Raw genomic sequence first — 17838 nt, forward strand, 5'->3', positions numbered from 1 at the left:
ACTAGGAGAACACACGATGCTTTCGCGCACCGCAGACCACCTCTACTGGATGTCCCGCTACACCGAGCGCGCGGAGAACACCGCGCGCATGCTGGACGTCAACTACCAGACTTCGCTCCTGCCGCAGTCCGCCGAAGTCGCCAAGTACGGCTGGCAGGGCGTGCTCTCCATCAGCGAACTGCTGCCCTGGTACAACAAGAAGTACGAGCAGATCACGCCCAACGAGGTGATGGAGTTCATGGTCAAGGACGAGAGCAATGCCTCGTCGATCGTCTCCTGCCTCAAGGCCGCGCGCGAGAACGCACGTGCCGTGCGCGGCGCGCTCACCACCGAGGCCTGGGAAACGCAGAACACCACCTGGCTCGAAGTGAACCGCATGCTGCGCCAGGGCGACTTCGAGCGCGACCCGGGCCAGTTCTTCGAATGGGTCAAGTTCCGCTCGCACCTCTCGCGCGGCGTGACGCTGGGCACGATGCTGCAGGACGAGGCCTTCTACTTCTCGCGCCTGGGCACCTTCCTCGAACGCGCCGACAACACCGCGCGGCTGGTCGACGTGAAGTTCCATGCGCTGAACAGCGAGTTCTTCGGCGCCGCCACCGAGGAAGATCAGGAGTACGACTTCTATCACTGGAGCGCGATCCTGCGCAGCGTCTCGGCCTTCGAGGTCTACCGCAAGGTGTACCGCGACGTGATCAAGCCCGAGCGCGTGGCCGAGCTGCTGATCCTGCGCGCCGACATGCCGCGCTCGCTCCACGCGAGCCTGGCCGAGGTGGTCAGCAACCTCGCGAAGGTGCAGAACGAGCAGAGCGCCGAAACGCAACGCCGCGCCGGCAAGCTGCTGGCCGACCTGCAGTACGCGCGGGTCGACGAGATCCTTGCGACCGGGTTGCATGCCTATCTCACGCAGTTCCTCGATCGCGTGAATGAGCTCGGCGGACGCATCAGCCAGGATTTCCTGGTCCCCGCGCACTGAGCGCCGATGCCAGCCTTCGGGCTGGCATCGCTTTCATCCCGCCGTGTTCACCGCATAGAGGCTTGCGCATCCATAGTCGGTGCGCACGCCGATCGCGTCGTTGCCGATCCAGGCGATGGCGCAGCGCTTGATCACATGATCGACTGCAAAGCGCAGCAGCGATTTCATGGTGACGAAGTCGAACACTTCGATGTGGTTGCGGTGTGCGACGGCGAAGCGTTCGCCTGAAGGGTCGAGCGCGAAATCGCTGTTCGCCAGATCGCCGAGGTCCGGCCAGTCTGCGCGCGGCGCGGCGGTTTCCATGTCGAAGCAGTGCAAGGTCCAGCCGCCGTATTGCTCCTTGGCGAGCAGCCAGCGCCCGTCGGGCGTGAAGCACAGCTTGGCGATCATTTCGAAATCACCTTTCCACGAGGTTCTGGCGGTGCCGCCAGCCACGTCCAGGAACTGCACTTCGCCGGCTTGCACGCAGAAGGCGAGAACGCCTTGCGAGGACAGCGCGCCTTCCATCTGAGGCGTGTGCCCGCCGTGAAGCTGGGGGTGTGCCTCGTGCCTCAGAAGATCGTTGCCGCTCGCTGAAGGCGACAGGTCGCGCACCACCAGTTCCGGCTGCGCGAACCAGGCGGCGCGTGTGCCCTCGACGCTCAGGAAGCTCGCGGGGGTGCGGTTCTGCTCGGCAAGGGTTTCGAAGGTACGCGTGGCCGGCGACCAGGCGAGCACGCCGTGATCGGCGCGCACGAGCAGGCGGTCGAGCGCCGGCGCGTACACGGCTTTCCAGATCAGCGTGTTCTCGGGTGCCTCGAAGGTATCGGTTTCCTGCGCCTGCGCGTTGATGACCACCAATTGGTCTCTGCCAGCGGCCTGGGGATGCACATCTGAGGCGAGATTGCGGCTGCACAGGAGCTGGCCGTTGAAGTCGGCAACCGGCATCGCACCCGTGTAGCCCTGGCCAAGGTAGCGGTGCATGCGCGGCTCGCCGGCGCGGGCCTCGGGGTTGACGAGCACGAAGCCTTTCTTGAGTCGCGACCACTCCTCTTTCTGCGCGTGGGCGATGGCGGCCTTGGCATCGGCTTGAGATTTGACGCTTTCCTTTTCCTTGCCGGGCGCACCGGCGCGAACGATCACGTCGGCGCCTTCGCAGCGCGTGGCCCATGTCTTGCCGGTGGGGTCAAGAAGAACGCGGGTACGGGTCATGAAAGGATGCTCCGGAACGTAGAGGAATCGGATCGGGAACGGGGCCCGTTGGCGGCGTTGCCAGCGCTTTCAGCGCGAGAACGACTCTACAGCCACCGGAATCTTAGGCGCCTGCCAGCGGTAGGCATCGCCCAGCACATTGCGCTCGGGCATCTGCCCGCTCCACTGGATATTGAGCAGGTCCATCAGCGCCCATCCCGTCCAGTCCGCGCGAAAGGGCTGCTGCTGCGCGGCGGCGCTGGGCAGCGGCTCCCGGTTGCGCCAGATGACCGTCGGGATGCGATAGCCCGAGGCGGTCGATGGGCTGTGGCCCGCGCGGTCGCTGCCGTGGCCGACCTCCTGGCCGTGGTCCGACAGGTACATCCAGGCGCGGTCCTCGCCCGCCTTGCCCGCGCTGCGCGTCTGCTGCAGCAACTCCGACACCACGAAGTCGTGGTACAGCAGCGCCGCGTCGTACTCCTGGCGGAAGCGCCGCACCCAGGCGGAGCGGCCGTCCTTCACCAGACCGTTCTCGACCGCATCGACGTCGTCGTCGAAGGGGTTGGCATTCTCGGGAAAGCGCAGGCTGTAGTGCGGGTGCGCGCCCATCAGATGGACCACGATGAGCTTGCGGTCGGTGCTCGTGTCCGCAAAGGCTTCCTGCACGCAGTCGAGGATCTCGCCGTCCAGCGAAGCGCTGGCGCGGCCCGGCGTGCGGTTGACCATGTCCACCACGTCAGCCAGGCGTGCATGCTGCTGCTCGATGGCGAGGTCGTCGTGGTTGCTGATCCACCAGACCTTGTAGCCCGCGGCGCGCGCCAGCGCCAGCAGGTGCGGCGGGTTCTCGCTCTCGGGCAGGCCGAAATGGAACATGTTGCGCAGCGCGGGCAGGGTGCTCGCGTCCACCGACCATGCATTCTTCAGTACCGCCATCTGCTCGCCGGCCTGCGCCTTGTGCGCCAGCAGGCGCGGCGTGGTCGGGCGGCCGTAGCCGTACAGGGCCATGTTGTCGCGGTTGATGCTGTCGGTGATGACCAGCACCACCGTCGACGGACCGGCCTGAAAGGCCACGGGGGCGATGGCTTTTGCCTGTGCCATCAGGCGGTCGCGCACCTTCTCCTGGTCGGCCCAGGCGGCGCGCTGCGTCTGCAACGACTGTGCCCAGCCGGCCCAGAAGATCGCGGGATGCAGCCGGCGCCACGGCTTGCTCGCATAGGCCACGCAGGCGATCAGCAAGAGAACGAGCACCAGCGATCGCGTCCAGAACGATGACCTCGTGCGTGCGGAAGATCCGCCCGCATCGAAAGCCGCGCCGCGCCGCGCGAACATGCCCACGAGCACGCCGGCCATGGCGAGCGCGCCTGACCAGATGACCGCCGAGCGCCAATGCATCCACAGGTATTCCGTGCTCTCGCGTGCATTGGTGTTGGCTGCGGCGCCGAGCACCATCGCGCCGTCGGGCGCGGCCTGGTAGGTATCGAGCAGGTACGCGCGCACCGCGCCGTCGAGTGCGAAGCCCATGGCCCAGAGCCACACGAGCACCGTTCGCGCGCTTCGCATTCGCGCGCTGCGGATCGGCCATGCGAGCCACAACACCATCGGCATGGCGAGCACTGCGAGTTGGGCGATACGGCGGCCGTCGTGGCCCAGCGCAATGAGGGCGAGCAGTGTGGCGCCGACCACGCCGCAGGCGAGCAGGGCGCTCTGGCGGGAAGCTGCGGTCCGCGGAGCGGGTTTGTCGGAGGGGAGGGAAGTCAAGCGGGCAACGCGGCGAGTCGGGGGCGTGCGCATTCTGCGTTGGCGCATGCGCTGCAGGGGCCAGTGTCCCGATGGCAGCGGGGGCCTTGAGGGGAAGCGCTCCGGGATATCCCCGCGGAACTTATCGCGCCTCGCGGTCCCAGAAGGGCTCGACCGGCATCGCCGGACATTTCGAAGACCCGTAGAAAGGAACCTCCCCTCCATGTTCAGATTCATCCGGCTGCCCGCGCTCGTGCTCGCCTTCGTCCTCTCGTGGATGGCCCTGCCTTCAGCGTGGGCCGCGCCCCAGAAACAGATGGTCAGCGCCGCCGTAGGCACCCTGAACATGCGCACCGGCCCCGGCCAGCGCTACGAGACGCACTGGACCGTGAGCAAGGGCTACCCGTTCCGCGTCATCGGCCGCAAGGGCCGCTGGCTGCATGTCAGCGATTTCGAGAACGACAAGGCCTGGATCTACCGGCCGATGACGAGCAGGACGCCGCACCACGTCGTGAAGGCGAAGGCGGTCGTGCTGCGCAAGTCGCCGAACGCGCGCAGCCCGGTCGTGCGCCGCGCAGCCTACGGCGATGTGTTGCGAACCCTCGAGCGCCGCGGCGCCTGGGTCAAGGTCACGCACGAAGGCGGCGGCACCGGCTGGGTGGCGCGGCGCCTGGTCTGGGGCTGGTAGGGAGCCTCAGGTCGCCGTCGCCTGACGCACCGCGCGCTCCCAGCGCGCCATCGATTCCTCGGCCTGCGTGCGGCCCATGGTCGGCAGGAAGCGGCGCTCCACCTTCCACAGCTTCGAGAGCTGGCGCGCGTCGGCATAGACGCCTGTCGACAGCCCCGCGAGGTACGCAGCGCCGAGCGCCGTGGTCTCGATGACTTCGGGCCGCACCACCGGAATGCCCAGCAGGTCGGCCTGGAACTGCATCAGCAGGTCGTTGACGCTCGCGCCGCCGTCCACGCGCAGCTCGGCCACCGGCTTGCCGCCCGCGGCCACCGCATCGCGGCTCATCGCCTGCAGCAGCGCGGCGCTCTGGTAGGCGATGCTCTCCAGCGCGGCGCGCGCGATGTGCGCCACCGTCGTGCCACGCGTGAGTCCGGTGATCGTGCCGCGCGCATCCGCATCCCAGTAGGGCGCGCCGAGGCCGGTGAAGGCCGGCACCATCATCACGCCGCCCGCATCGGGCACGCTCTCGGCGAGCGACTGCACTTCCGCACTGCCCTTGATGGCCTTGAGCCCGTCGCGCAGCCACTGCACCACGGCGCCACCGACGAACACGCTGCCCTCCATAGCGTACTGCGGGGTCGCGTCGGCCTGTGCGGCGCTGGTCACGAGCAGGCCGTTGTGCGAGGGCTGGAACGCGCCGCCCGTGTGCATCAGCAGGAAGCAGCCGGTGCCATAGGTGTTCTTGGCCATGCCGGCCTCGAAGCAGGCCTGGCCGAAGAGGGCGCTCTGCTGGTCGCCCGCCACGCCCCCGATGGGCAGTGCGTGGCCGAGCAGCGCGGCATCGGTGTCGGCGAAGTGCGAGCTCGAGGGCTGCACCTTCGGCAGCAGCGCGGCGGGGATCTTCAGCGCGGCGAGCAGGTCGGCGTCCCATTCGTTCGTGTGCACGTTGAAGAGCATCGTGCGCGAGGCGTTGCTCACGTCGGTCACATGCACCTTGCCGCCGGTGAGCTGCCACATGAGCCAGCTGTCGACGGTGCCGAAGGCCAGATCGCCGCGTTCGGCCTCGGCGCGTGCGCCGGGCACGTTGTCGAGCAGCCAGCGCAGCTTGGTGCCGGAGAAATACGCGTCGATCACCAGGCCGGTCTTCTCGCGGATGGTGTCGGTCATGCCTTCGTCGCGCAATTGCGCGCACAGCGGCTCGGCGCGGCGGTCCTGCCAGACGATGGCGTGGTGCACCGGCTGGCCGGTCTTGCGGTTCCACAGCACGGTGGTCTCGCGCTGGTTGGTGATGCCGATGGCGTGGATGTCCGAGGGCTTCAACTTCGCCTTCACGAGCACTTCGCGCGCGGTGGCGAGCTGGCTGCGCCAGATCTCCATCGGGTCGTGCTCGACCCAGCCGGGCTGCGGGTAGATCTGCGTGAGCTCCTTCTGCGCGATGGCGACGATGTGGCCTTCGCGGTCGAACACGATGCTGCGGGAGCTGGAGGTGCCCTGGTCGAGGGCTAGCAGGTAGGTCATGGGTTCATGTTCCTCTGGGTCCGGTCAATGGAGCGGTCGGGTCTTGCTCCTTCCCCCTCTGGGGGAAGGCTGGGATGGGGGCAGGCCTTCGATCAAGCACCGTGCTTCTTCGGAAGCCGTAGTGCCCCCACCCCAACCCTCCCCCAGCGGGGGAGGGAGCAATGCGGGGCGCGTTCATGCTTCGCGCGCGATCTCGAGGCGAACCTGCGCCGCATGCAGCAGGTCCGCAAAAGGCGCCGGTGGCGCCGCGTCGGTGAACAGCCGGTCGATCTGCGAGAGCGTGCCCAGCTGGATCATCGCGGGTCGGTTGAACTTGCTCGCATCCGCCGCGAGCCACACCTCGCGCGCCTGCGCAATGATGGTTTGCGCCACCTTCACCTCGCGCAGGTCGAAGTCGCGCAGCGACCCGTCGGCCTCGATGCTCGAGACGCCGATGAGAGCGATGTCCACCTTGAACTGGCGGATGAAATCGATGGTCGCCTCGCCCACGATGGCGCGGTCGCGTGCGCGCACCGAGCCGCCCGCCACGATCACTTCGCACGAGCTGTTGCCGCTCAGGATGGTCGCCACGTTCAGGTTGTTGGTGATCACGCGCAGGCCGGTGTGGCGCATCAGCGCCTTGGCGATGGCTTCGGTGGTGGTGCCGATGTTCAGGATCAGCGAGCAGTCGTTGGGCACCAGCTCGGCCACGCGCTGCGCGATGCGGGCCTTGCCTTCGGCATGCAGGGTTTCGCGCTGCTGGTAGCCGATGTTCTCGGTGGTGGAGCTGGGCACGCGCACGCCGCCGTGAAAACGCGTGAGCAACCCCTCGTCGGCCAGCCGCTGCACGTCGCGTCGCACGGTCTGCAGGGTCACGCCCAGCATGTCGGCCAGTTGCTCGACAGTGACGGAGCCGCGCGTGCGCACGGTGTCCAGGAGGTTGATCTGGCGCGGGTTGGAATTCACAGGGGCGTCGTGGAGAGCAGGAAGACTGCAGGGAGGGTACAGGCCGCGTCACTTTAAAGCGAACCAAAACGAACTCGACTAAGGGAAAACTCGGAGGAAAATCGCGCCAAAAGGAATCCAAATGAAAAGACCCGAAAATACAATGGCGCCCTCCAGTGACCAAAGTCACGCTTCAACGGGCCCATTTCCAGTGAGCGATTTCTCCTCCAGTTCGCCTGCGCCGGCAACCGATTGCGACGTGCTGATCGTCGGCGGCGGCATCAACGGCTGCGGTATCGCGCGCGACCTCGCCGGGCGCGGCTGGCGCGTCGTGCTGTGCGAGAAGGACGACCTCGCCTCGCACACGTCTTCCTCTTCCACCAAGCTGATCCACGGGGGCCTGCGCTACCTGGAGTACTACGAGTTCTCGCTCGTGCGCAAGGCGCTGCAGGAGCGCGAAGTGCTGCTCAAGAGCGCGCCGCACATCATGTGGCCGCTGCGCTTTGTGATGCCGCACGACCCCTCGATGCGGCCGGCCTGGATGATCCGCATCGGGCTGTTCATGTACGACCACCTCGCCAAACGCGAAGTGCTGCCGGGCTCGCGCAGCGTCGACCTGCGCAAGCACGCGGCCGGCAAGCCGCTCAAGGACCAGTACAAGCGCGGCTTCGTCTACTCCGACGGCTGGGTCGACGATGCCCGGCTCGTGGTGCTGAACGCGCTGGATGCGCAAGCCCGTGGCGCCGAGGTGCTTACCCGCACCCGCTGCACCCATGCGCAGCGCGATGCCGACGGGTGGACCGCCACGCTCGAAGGCCCGCAGGGCACACGTACCGTGCGCGCCCGCGCCGTGGTGAATGCCGCGGGGCCGTGGGCCGAATCTTTCCTGCGCGGCGTGGCGCAATCGGCCAAGGGCGAATCGCTGGCCACCAAGAGCCTGCGGCTCGTGAAGGGCAGCCACATCATCGTGCCGCGCCTGTTCGAGCACGACCATGCGTACATCTTCCAGAACCCCGACAAGCGGATCATCTTCGCGATCCCCTACCAGGACGAGTTCACGCTGATCGGCACCACCGACATCGAGCTGAACGGCGACGACCCCGGCGCCGCGCGCATCGCGCAGGAAGAGATCGACTACCTCTGCACGCAGGCCAGCCGCTATTTCGAGAAGGCCATCGTGCCGGCCGACGTGGTGTGGACCTACTCGGGCGTGCGCCCGTTGCTGGACGATGCCTCGGGCGATCCCTCGGCCGTCACGCGCGACTACATGCTGGAGTCGAACACCACCGCCGCACCGCTGCTGTCGGTGTGGGGCGGCAAGATCACCACCTTCCGCAAGCTCGCGGAAGACGCGGCCGACGAGGTCGGCAAGATGCTCGGCCAGTCGAACGCGCAGCGCCCCGCATGGACCGATGGCGCATTCCTCGCCGGCGGCGACCTGTCGGCGTGGATCGGCGCTGCGAAGCGGCCAGACGACGACTTCGAACGCTTCGTCTCGGCGGTGCAGGCGAAATACCCATGGCTCTACGGCAAGCTCACGCGCCGTCTCGCACGCGCCTACGGTGCCCGGGTGTCGGAGCTGCTCGGCGATGCGAAGTCGCTCGCCGACCTGGGCCCCGCGGTGGCGCCCGACCTGCACGAGCGCGAGCTGCGCTTCCTGCAAACCCATGAATGGGCCGTGAGTTCGGACGACGTGCTCTGGCGCCGCTCCAAGCTCGGCCTGCACTACACGCCAGCCGAACGCGAACAGGTCGCGGCCTGGCTGCAGGCCAACGCGAAGAACAACGACAAAGTGGAAGTGGAGGTGAGCTGATGCAGCTGACTCTGGATCGCGTCACCAAGAAGGTCGGCGCGCAGACATGGCTCTATGAACAGAGCATCGCGCCCAAGAGCGGCGCGGTGACCGTGCTGCTGGGCGCCACGCAGGCCGGCAAGACCAGCCTGATGCGCCTGATGGCGGGGCTGGACACGCCGACGACGGGCAAGGTGCTGGTCGACGGCAAGGACGTGACCGGCATGCCGGTGCGTGAGCGCAACGTCGCGATGGTCTACCAGCAGTTCATCAACTACCCCTCGCTCAAGGTGTCCGACAACATCGCCTCGCCGCTCAAGCTGCGCGGCGAGAAGAACATCGACGCGCGGGTGAAGGCGCTGGCCGACAAGCTGCACATCGGCATGTTCCTGGACCGCCTGCCGGCCGAGCTCTCGGGCGGGCAGCAGCAGCGCGTGGCGCTGGCGCGCGCGCTGGCCAAGAACGCGCCGCTGATGCTGCTCGACGAGCCGCTGGTGAACCTGGACTACAAGCTGCGCGAGGGCCTGCGCGAAGAGCTCACGCAGCTTTTCGCCACCGGCGACTCGACCGTGATCTACGCGACCACCGAACCCGGCGAGGCGCTGCTGCTCGGTGGCTACACCGCCGTGATGGACGCGGGCGAACTGCTGCAATACGGCCCGACCGCCGAGGTGTTCCATGCGCCGCAATCGCTGCGCGTGGCGCGCGCCTTCAGCGATCCGCCGATGAACCTCTTGGCCGGCACCGCAACCGCCGGCCAGGTGCAACTCGCGGGCGGCCCGGCACTGGCGCGGGCGTTGCCCGAAAGCGTTTCGGGCGCGGTCACCATCGGCCTGCGCGCGAGTGCGTTGAACGTGGATGCGGGCGAGGGCGACATTGCCTTGCCCGGCAAGGTGGAGCTGGCCGAGATCTCGGGCTCCGACACCTTCGTGCACGTGGAAACGCCGGTGGGCGAACTGGTGGCGCAGCTCACCGGTGTGCACCGCTTCGAGCTGGGGGCTTCGATCACGCTGTACTTCAGCGCATCGCAAGCCTATGTGTTCGATGCCGGCGAAAAGCTGGCGCTGGCGCCCGCATGGCGCAAAGGAAACTGAGATGGCACGCATCGATCTCGACCTGGCCCACGCCTACCGCGCTAACCCCACGCAGGACAGCGACTATGCGCTGCTGCCGCTGAAGATGAGCTTTCGCGACGGCGGCGCCTACGCCTTGCTCGGCCCCTCGGGCTGCGGCAAGACGACCATGCTCAACATCATCTCGGGCCTGCTCGTGCCTTCGCAGGGCACAGTGACCTTCGATGGCCGCGACATGACGCGCGCCACGCCGCAGGAACGCAACATCGCGCAGGTGTTCCAGTTCCCGGTGATCTACGACACCATGACCGTGGCCGAGAACCTCGCGTTCCCGCTGCGCAACCGCAAGGTGCCCGAAGACCAGATCAAGAAGCGTGTCGGCGAGATCGCCGAAATGCTCGACATGAGCGGCCAGCTCAACCAGCGCGCGGCGGGTCTCGCGGCCGATGCCAAGCAGAAGATTTCGCTGGGCCGGGGCTTGGTGCGCAGCGACGTGTCGGCCGTGCTCTTCGACGAGCCGCTCACCGTGATCGATCCGCACCTGAAATGGCAGCTGCGCCGCAAGTTGAAGCAGATCCATCGCGAGCTGAAGCTCACGCTGATTTATGTGACGCACGACCAGGTCGAGGCGCTCACCTTCGCCGAAGAGGTGGTGGTCATGACGCGCGGCAAGGCCGTGCAGGTGGGCAGTGCCGAGGCGCTGTTCGAGCGGCCGGCCCATACCTTCGTCGGCCATTTCATCGGCTCGCCGGGCATGAACTTCCTTTCAGCCAAGAGCATGAACGGCGCACTCGAAGTGGCGGGCACGCCGCTCGTGCCCACGCGCGAGCTGCCGCAGGGGGCGCTCAAGATCGGCATCCGCCCCGAGTACCTGCGCCTGTCGAACGCTGGCGCCGCCGGTGCCGTGCCGGCGGTGGTCAAGCAGGTGCAGGACGTCGGCACGCACGCGATGCTGAGCGCCGAAGTCGACGGCATCGTGATCAAGGTGCGGCTGCACTCCGACGAACAGCCGCCGGCCCCGGGAGATACGGTGTGGCTGCGCGTACTGGACGCCCACACCTGCTATTACAAAGACGAGGAACTGGTGGCATGAACGCAACCAACAAGCCGATCAATCAAAAAGCCTGGTGGCTCGTGCTGCCGGTGCTGATCTGCGTGGCCTTCTCGGCCATCGTGCCGCTGATGACGGTGGTCAACTACTCGGTGCAGGACATCATCTCGCCCGATCGCCGCGTGTTCGTGGGCACCGAATGGTTCGCCTCGGTGATGCGCGACGACGAACTGCACCAGGCGCTGTGGCGCCAGCTGGGCTTCTCGCTGTCGGTGCTGCTGGTGGAGATTCCGCTGGGCATCGGCCTCGCGCTCTCGATGCCGGCCAAGGGCTGGAAGTCGTCGGCGGTGCTGGTGGTGGTGGCGCTGTCGTTGCTGATTCCCTGGAACGTGGTGGGCACCATCTGGCAGATCTACGGCCGCGCCGACATCGGCCTCCTGGGCCATGCGCTGCAGAAGATGGGCATCGACTACAACTACACCGGCAATGCGACCGACGCGTGGCTCACCGTGCTGGTGATGGACGTGTGGCACTGGACGCCGCTGGTGGCGCTGCTCTGCTATGCGGGACTGCGCTCGATTCCCGACGCCTACTACCAGGCCGCGCGCATCGACGGCGCGAGCAAGTTCGCCGTGTTCCGCTACATCCAGCTGCCCAAGATGCGCGGCGTGCTGATGATCGCGGTGCTGCTGCGCTTCATGGACAGCTTCATGATCTACACCGAGCCCTTCGTGCTCACGGGCGGCGGGCCGGGCAATGCGACGACCTTCCTGAGCCAATACCTGACGCAGAAGGCGGTGGGGCAGTTCGACCTCGGGCCGGCTGCAGCGTTTTCGCTGATCTATTTCCTGATCATCCTGTTGTTCTGCTTCGTGCTCTACAACTGGATGCAGCGGGTCGGTACGCAGGAAGTCGAGGTCGAAAAATGAACGAAAAAAGATTCCACAAGCGCAGCATCTTCCTGGTGCTGTACATCCTGTTCGCGCTGTTGCCCATCTACTGGATGATCAACATGAGCTTCAAGACGAACGAGGAGATCCTCTCGAGCTTCTCGTTCTTCCCGCAGCAGCTCACCTGGGCGAACTACGCGCGCATCTTCACCGACGAGTCGTGGTACTCGGGCTACATCAACAGCCTGATCTACGTGGCGATCAACACGGTGATCTCGCTCACCGTGGCGCTGCCGGCGGCGTATGCGTTCTCGCGCTATTCGTTCCTCGGCGACAAGCATGTGTTCTTCTGGCTGCTGACGAACCGCATGACGCCGCCCGCGGTGTTCCTGCTGCCGTTCTTCCAGCTCTACAGCACGGTCGGATTGATGGACACGCACCTGGGCGTGGCGCTGGCGCACCTGCTGTTCAACGTGCCGCTGGCGGTGTGGATCCTGGAAGGCTTCATGAGCGGCATTCCGCGCGAGATCGACGAGACGGCGTACATCGACGGCTACTCGTTCCCGCGTTTCTTCCTCACCATCTTCCTGCCCCTCATCAAGGCGGGCGTGGGCGTGGCGGCGTTCTTCTGCTTCATGTTCAGCTGGGTCGAACTGCTGCTGGCGCGCACGCTCACGAGCGTGAATGCCAAGCCCATCGTCGCGACGATGACGCGCACGGTGAGCGCATCGGGCATGGACTGGGCAACGCTGGCCGCGGCCGGCGTGCTCACCATCGTGCCGGGCGCGATCGTGATCTGGTTCGTGCGTCACTACATCGCGAAGGGTTTCGCGATGGGCCGCGTTTAAGGAGGTCGAAAGATGTTCGACTGGATGGTCTGGACCACCCCCGTGGCCGTATTTTTCATCTGCATCGCGCTCATGCTGGTCGGCATGACGGTGTGGGAATTCAAGTCGCCCACCGTCATGCGGCGCGGCTGGCTGCCCATTGCCACCACGCGCGGCGACAGGCTCTTCATCGGGCTGCTCTCTGCGGCCTATGTGAACCTCATCTTCATCGGCCTGGCCGGCAAGTTCCAGGAGTGGATGAGCCTGGAGGCCGAGCCTTCCATCTGGATCAGCTTCGTGCTGTCGATGTTCGTGCTGGCCCTGGTCATGCGCAAGGGCTAGGCCCCCATTTTTTTCAGACGCGTCCGGCTCTCCGCCTCCCCGGAGCCGCGAAACGAAGAACACCGGGGAAGCACAACCGAGGAGACACATTCATGAAGATGCGCTACACGGCATTGGCAATGGCAGCGGCAATGTTTGCCGCGCACGGTGCATGGGCCGCAGAGCCCGAGGCCAAGAAATGGATCGACAGCGAGTTCCAGCCGTCGACCCTGAGCAAGGACCAGCAGGCAGCCGAGATGAAATGGTTCATCGACGCGGCCAAGAAGCTCCAGGCAAAGGGCGTCAAGGAGATCTCGGTGGTGTCGGAGACCATCACCACCCATGAATACGAATCGAAGACGCTGGCCAAGGCCTTCGAGGAAATCACCGGCATCAAGGTCAAGCACGACCTGATCCAGGAAGGCGACGTGGTCGAGAAGCTGCAGACCTCGATGCAGTCGGGCAAGTCGATCTACGACGGCTGGATCTCCGACTCCGACCTGATCGGCACGCACTACCGCTACGGCAAGATGATGAACCTGACCGACTACATGGCCGGTGCAGGGAAAGAGTGGACCAACCCGGGCCTGGACCTCAAGGATTTCATCGGCACCAAGTTCACCACCGCACCCGACGGCAAGCTCTACCAGCTGCCCGACCAGCAGTTCGCCAACCTCTACTGGTTCCGCGCCGACCTGTTCGCGCGCAAGGATCTGAAGGACAAGTTCAAGGCCAAGTACGGCTACGAGCTGGGCGTGCCGCTCAACTGGAGCGCGTACGAAGACATCGCCGAGTTCTTCAGCGTCGACGTGAAGAGCATCGACGGCAAGCCGATCTACGGCCACATGGACTACGGCAAGAAGGACCCGTCGCTCGGCTGGCGCTTCACCGATGCATGGCTCTCGATGGCCGGCACCGCCGACATCGGCAACCCCAACGGTATGCCGATCGACGAATGGGGCATCCGCGTGGCTGACGACAAGTGCACGCCGGTGGGCGCTGCCGTCTCGCGCGGCGGTGCGACCAATTCGCCGGCCGCCGTGTACGCGCTCACCAAGTACATCGACTGGATGAAGAAGTACGCGCCCAAGGAAGCCATGGGCATGACCTTCGGCGAATCCGGCCCGGTGCCCGCGCAGGGGCAGATCGCCCAGCAGATCTTCTGGTACACGGCCTTCACCGCCGACATGACCAAGAAGGGCCTGCCCGTGGTGAACGAGGACGGCACGCCCAAGTGGCGCATGGCGCCCGGGCCGAACGGCCCGTACTGGAAGCAGGGCATGCAGAACGGCTACCAGGACGTGGGTTCGTGGTCGTTCTTCAACGGCCATGACGCCAACAAGACGGCAGCCGCCTGGCTCTACGCCCAGTTTGTGACTTCCAAGAGCGTCTCGCTCAAGAAGACCATCGTGGGCCTGACCCCGATCCGCGAATCGGACATCCAGAGCAAGGCCATGACCGACATGGCGCCCAAGCTCGGCGGCCTGGTCGAGTTCTACCGCAGCCCGGCCCGCGTGGCGTGGACGCCCACCGGCACCAACGTGCCCGACTATCCGAAGCTCGCGCAGCTCTGGTGGAAGAACGTGGCCGAGGCGGTGACGGGCGAGAAGACCCCGCAGAAGGCGATGGACAACCTGGCCGACGAGATGGACAACGTGATGGCACGCCTGGAGCGCGCCGGCATGGCCCATTGCGCGCCCAAGCTCAACGCCAAGGGCGACCCGAACAAGTGGCTGAGCGACCAGCATGCACCGTGGAAGAAGCTGGCCAACGAAAAGCCCAAGGGCGAGACCATCGACTACGACAAGCTGCTGAGCGCCTGGAAGGCCGGCAAGGTGCGCTGAGCGCGCCTGCTTGAGGCTCGCCAGACTGCTGGCTTGCACAGTGAAAGGGGCCACACCGAAAGGCGTGGCCCTTTTTTTGCGCCCAGCTGCGCCGCTTCTCACTTTTCGCTTGGTACACGGAAAAATTACGCGCGCTTGTTTCTTTCTGGCTGTGTCACCCACCATGCTGATGCAACGATCAGCAGGCCACCAATCCAGCCTTGCAACGCCATCTTTTCGCCCAACCAGAGCACGGCGATCAGCGCACCCCACATCGGTTCGCTGCCCATGAGCAAGGTCACGCGTGAAGGACTGGTGCGCGATGCCGCGTAGTTCTGCACGAAAAAAGCAAACAACGTGCACAGCAACACCAGGAACGCCATGGCCGACCAGAACGACACGCTGCTCGGCAATGGTGGCCACGCAGTACCGTGCGCAGCGAGCATCAAGGCTGCCGAGCCCAACGTCATTACGCCCATCTGCACTGCAGTCACCGTGAGTGCAGGCAGCCCATGTCTTTGACCATAGAGACGTGTGAAGCAGACCATGATGCCCCGCAGAAAGGCTGCAAGCACCATCAGGCCATCACCCCAGGCGAGACTGGCCGACCCGCCATGTTGGAACGCCAGCAGTCCTGCGCCCAATAACGACAAGCCAGCCGCCGCCAGAACTGTGCCAGAGGGCCTTGCCTTAAGCAGCCACCACTCGCACAACGGTGTAAAGGCCACGCAGAGGCTGATGAGAAATGCCGCATTGGAGGCAGTGGTTAATGAAACCCCGAAAGTCTCACAGATGAAGATGGCCAAGAGGTTGATGCCCAGCATCGACGCACCGGTCAGCGCAGCCGGCCACGACGCCACCGCCAGCCCTCGAAGTGCGGGCAGCAGAATCAGGAAAGTCAGGCCAAAGCGCAGCACCAGGAACTGCAACACGGGCACCTGCTCTGTAGCAAACTTGGCGGCGCTATAACTACCGCCCCATATCACGGCCACCAGAAGCAGCAGCCACTCGACTGGACCGAACAATGGCCAAAATCGTGTACCCGTCTTGACCGATCCCTTCGAGTCCGTGGCGATGGAGGAGGTATTCATGCAGTCACCTTGGTGAAGGCGATCACCAGAACGTCCCGATAGGCCTCTTTGCTGGTGTCAACCGGAGACACCGGTGAGACCGCGTGCATCGTGTGTGCGTCCTTGCCGATCACGATGTCCATCGGCTTTTGAAGCGTTCTCTGCCAAAGCACCTGGCTGTCGTTGTCGGTGATGGTCGTCTCGCCCCCTTCGACGTTGCGCCGCGACATCATCATGCTCACGATGTAGTCCACACCGTCCCTGTGAAGTCCCTCAGGGGTGGGATTTCCTTTCTCATCCTGTTTGGCCAGGACTCGGTACGGATGCAGGCGGATGTTCCAGCGTTGTCGACCGCCCTCGCACTGGTCGTAGAGGGTCGTGAGCCAGTCGAGCAGCCTATTCAGCGTCGGATGCGCAACGAACGTAGGTTCCAGAGGATCGAACAGTCGAGCAACATCGCCGTTGAGGCTGTTGATGTATTTGGGTTGCTGGTATGGGCCATGTGGCAACAGTCGACGGGTCGATCCAGGCTGCGAATCAAATGCTCCATAGCGACGGAACCTGTAGGTTCCGCCGTCGCCCATGTAGCGATCCGATGTCAGCCGAGGCCAATGCGATGCAAAGTCTTTGATGTCCTCCTGTGTCAGGCCCAACAGGTCACTCAGGGCACTGCCGGGAAAGAACAGAAATCGCAGATTGTTCAGGTGCCGCCCGAATCCTTCGATCAACGCGCTTTCCACCGTTGAGGCTTCGATGACTTCGCTCGTCATGCCGCCACCTCTTCTTCGCTGGTGGCACGAGCGCTGCGAGCCGGTGGCGCAAACGCGTCCTGAATCAAGCTCTTTTCCCATGCATCGCGGTCGGTGAGATAGAGGGGCTCGTGCGCCTTGATCGAACACAAATCCATCGCACCCTGACGCAGGCTGTAGACAACGGTGCCCGTCACTTTCTCCGACGACATGCGGATGAATGCGTCGGCGCATTGCCGCAATGGCGCAAACCATCGCCCCTCGACGGCTTCGCGAGTCCATAGAAGCTCCACTGCCGCCTTCTCCCGTAGCAATTCTGCGTCGAGTACCGCGGTTTCGATCTGTCGGTAGGCATCCATCAAGATGGCTGCCGCGGGTGCTTCGCGTACCTCGAGAACCTTCTGACCTCCCTCGAGGTGCTCCAGCCCGCTGTACCTGCCGATCGAATACGCGCCGACTGTCTCGTTGAGATACGCGATAAGCGGGACGAGATCAATAGCCTTTTTATCGACGGCCACCGGAATGCCGGCACGAAAATCGATTTGAATCTCCCGAATCCTGGGGGATGTTTCTGGAGCACGGGTCCACTCGAACAGCGATGGAGGTACCCAGAATCCTTCGGGGTTGTCGATGGAGCCGGATTCAAATTCGCGGCACCACAGGTTCGCATCGCCGCTGATGCCGCGAGCCTGAAACCGCGTGAGTCCTAGCTGCCTGAGGACTTCGATCTTCTCGTCGCGCGTGAGAATCGAACGCTCGTAGGGTGTGCCATAGCAACCTGAATACTCCAACTGACCGATGGCGCCGTTGAGCCTGCGAAGGCTGTTCTGCGACTGGTTGGCGGTGTGCACGATGGCATCGCAGCCCAGTTCACGAGCTGCTTGCACAGCAACCTTGGCCAGGATAGGGCGAGAGAGCGAGGAACTCACCGGGTACATCCCAAGGTACTTTGCCTGAGCGCGAATCGCGGGTGCGACAGCTTCATGCGCAAACATTTCACGGGCATCCACGATCGTCAGATCGGCTCCAAAGAAGTCGGCGATCTCTTTAAGGTCCTGGACCTGGCAGCCTTCACCCACATCCACCGAAAGTGCGGTAATGCGCAGGTTTCGTTGCGAGAGCTCCTTGAGCACATAGCTGCTGTCAAGGCCACCACTGAAGAGCGTGAGCACATGGTCGACGTGGCCCTTCATGGCATCGAGATCTTCAAAGCTGCGAATCCTGCGTGTTGACATGCCATTCCCCCTTGA

The 17838-nt window shown here is 64.9% G+C and carries 16 protein-coding genes; 9 read left to right on the forward strand and 7 right to left on the reverse strand.

Features of this window, described 5'->3' with window-relative positions:
* Nucleotides 1–16 precede the first annotated feature (16 nt).
* Complete coding sequence (locus tag ACSFA7_RS02095; protein ID WP_435497844.1) at nt 17–973, forward strand: alpha-E domain-containing protein; 957 nt, start codon at nt 17–19, stop codon at nt 971–973.
* 33 nt (nt 974–1006) lie between these two features.
* Here the strand turns inward: ACSFA7_RS02095 and ACSFA7_RS02100 are convergent, their stop codons facing one another.
* Nucleotides 1007–2164, reverse strand: coding sequence for a WD40 repeat domain-containing protein (locus tag ACSFA7_RS02100; RefSeq protein WP_435497845.1), 1158 nt, complete (start codon nt 2162–2164; stop codon nt 1007–1009).
* Between the two features lie 69 nt (nt 2165–2233).
* Nucleotides 2234–3901, reverse strand: coding sequence for a sulfatase-like hydrolase/transferase (locus ACSFA7_RS02105; protein ID WP_475542241.1), 1668 nt, complete (start codon nt 3899–3901; stop codon nt 2234–2236).
* Nucleotides 3902–4103: 202 nt separating this feature from the next.
* Between ACSFA7_RS02105 and ACSFA7_RS02110 the strand changes: the two genes are divergently transcribed.
* A complete protein-coding gene (locus ACSFA7_RS02110) occupies nt 4104–4568 on the forward strand; it encodes an SH3 domain-containing protein (RefSeq protein ID WP_435497847.1) in 465 nt (154 codons plus the stop codon).
* Nucleotides 4569–4574: 6 nt separating this feature from the next.
* Here the strand turns inward: ACSFA7_RS02110 and glpK are convergent, their stop codons facing one another.
* On the reverse strand, nt 4575–6068 hold the full coding sequence (gene glpK, locus ACSFA7_RS02115) for a glycerol kinase GlpK (protein WP_435497848.1): 1494 nt from the start codon (nt 6066–6068) through the stop codon (nt 4575–4577).
* 174 nt (nt 6069–6242) lie between these two features.
* Nucleotides 6243–7013, reverse strand: a complete 771-nt coding sequence (locus ACSFA7_RS02120) for a DeoR/GlpR family DNA-binding transcription regulator (protein WP_435497849.1) — start codon at nt 7011–7013, stop codon at nt 6243–6245.
* Nucleotides 7014–7134: 121 nt separating this feature from the next.
* Here ACSFA7_RS02120 and glpD point away from each other — a divergent pair, with 121 nt between their 5' ends.
* From glpD to ACSFA7_RS02155, 7 genes are all read left to right on the forward strand, one after another.
* Nucleotides 7135–8805, forward strand: coding sequence for a glycerol-3-phosphate dehydrogenase (glpD, locus tag ACSFA7_RS02125; protein ID WP_435497850.1), 1671 nt, complete (start codon nt 7135–7137; stop codon nt 8803–8805).
* A complete protein-coding gene (locus ACSFA7_RS02130; RefSeq protein WP_435497851.1) occupies nt 8805–9878 on the forward strand; it encodes an ABC transporter ATP-binding protein in 1074 nt (357 codons plus the stop codon). The genes glpD and ACSFA7_RS02130 overlap by 1 nt, the downstream gene beginning before the upstream one ends.
* 1 nt (nt 9879) lies before the next feature.
* A complete protein-coding gene (locus ACSFA7_RS02135; protein WP_435497852.1) occupies nt 9880–10950 on the forward strand; it encodes an ABC transporter ATP-binding protein in 1071 nt (356 codons plus the stop codon).
* Entirely contained in the window at nt 10947–11837 is an 891-nt protein-coding gene (locus ACSFA7_RS02140) for a carbohydrate ABC transporter permease (protein WP_435497853.1), read from the forward strand. The genes ACSFA7_RS02135 and ACSFA7_RS02140 overlap by 4 nt, the downstream gene beginning before the upstream one ends.
* The gene (locus tag ACSFA7_RS02145; RefSeq protein ID WP_019656045.1) at nt 11834–12646 is read left to right on the forward strand and encodes a carbohydrate ABC transporter permease; all 813 of its coding nucleotides are present in this window, start codon (nt 11834–11836) and stop codon (nt 12644–12646) included. The genes ACSFA7_RS02140 and ACSFA7_RS02145 overlap by 4 nt, the downstream gene beginning before the upstream one ends.
* A 12-nt stretch (nt 12647–12658) precedes the next feature.
* Nucleotides 12659–12967, forward strand: a complete 309-nt coding sequence (locus tag ACSFA7_RS02150) for a DUF2160 domain-containing protein (protein ID WP_093434001.1) — start codon at nt 12659–12661, stop codon at nt 12965–12967.
* Nucleotides 12968–13059: 92 nt separating this feature from the next.
* Nucleotides 13060–14790 (forward strand): ABC transporter substrate-binding protein, encoded by a 1731-nt coding sequence (locus ACSFA7_RS02155; protein ID WP_435497854.1) that lies wholly within the window; start codon nt 13060–13062, stop codon nt 14788–14790.
* 125 nt (nt 14791–14915) lie between these two features.
* On the opposite strand, the gene ACSFA7_RS02160 is transcribed toward ACSFA7_RS02155, so the two are convergent.
* Genes ACSFA7_RS02160 through ACSFA7_RS02170 form a run of 3 tightly spaced genes read right to left on the reverse strand, consistent with a single transcriptional unit; the run spans nt 14916 to nt 17823 of the window.
* Complete coding sequence (locus ACSFA7_RS02160; protein ID WP_435497855.1) at nt 14916–15860, reverse strand: DMT family transporter; 945 nt, start codon at nt 15858–15860, stop codon at nt 14916–14918.
* Entirely contained in the window at nt 15857–16609 is a 753-nt protein-coding gene (locus ACSFA7_RS02165; protein ID WP_435497856.1) for a 2OG-Fe dioxygenase family protein, read from the reverse strand. Before ACSFA7_RS02165 ends, ACSFA7_RS02160 begins: the two co-directional genes overlap by 4 nt.
* On the reverse strand, nt 16606–17823 hold the full coding sequence (locus ACSFA7_RS02170) for an argininosuccinate synthase-related protein (protein WP_435497857.1): 1218 nt from the start codon (nt 17821–17823) through the stop codon (nt 16606–16608). Before ACSFA7_RS02170 ends, ACSFA7_RS02165 begins: the two co-directional genes overlap by 4 nt.
* Nucleotides 17824–17838 lie beyond the last annotated feature (15 nt).

It is taken from the genome of Variovorax trehalosi, from assembly GCF_051216415.1.
Classification (GTDB): domain Bacteria; phylum Pseudomonadota; class Gammaproteobacteria; order Burkholderiales; family Burkholderiaceae_C; genus Variovorax.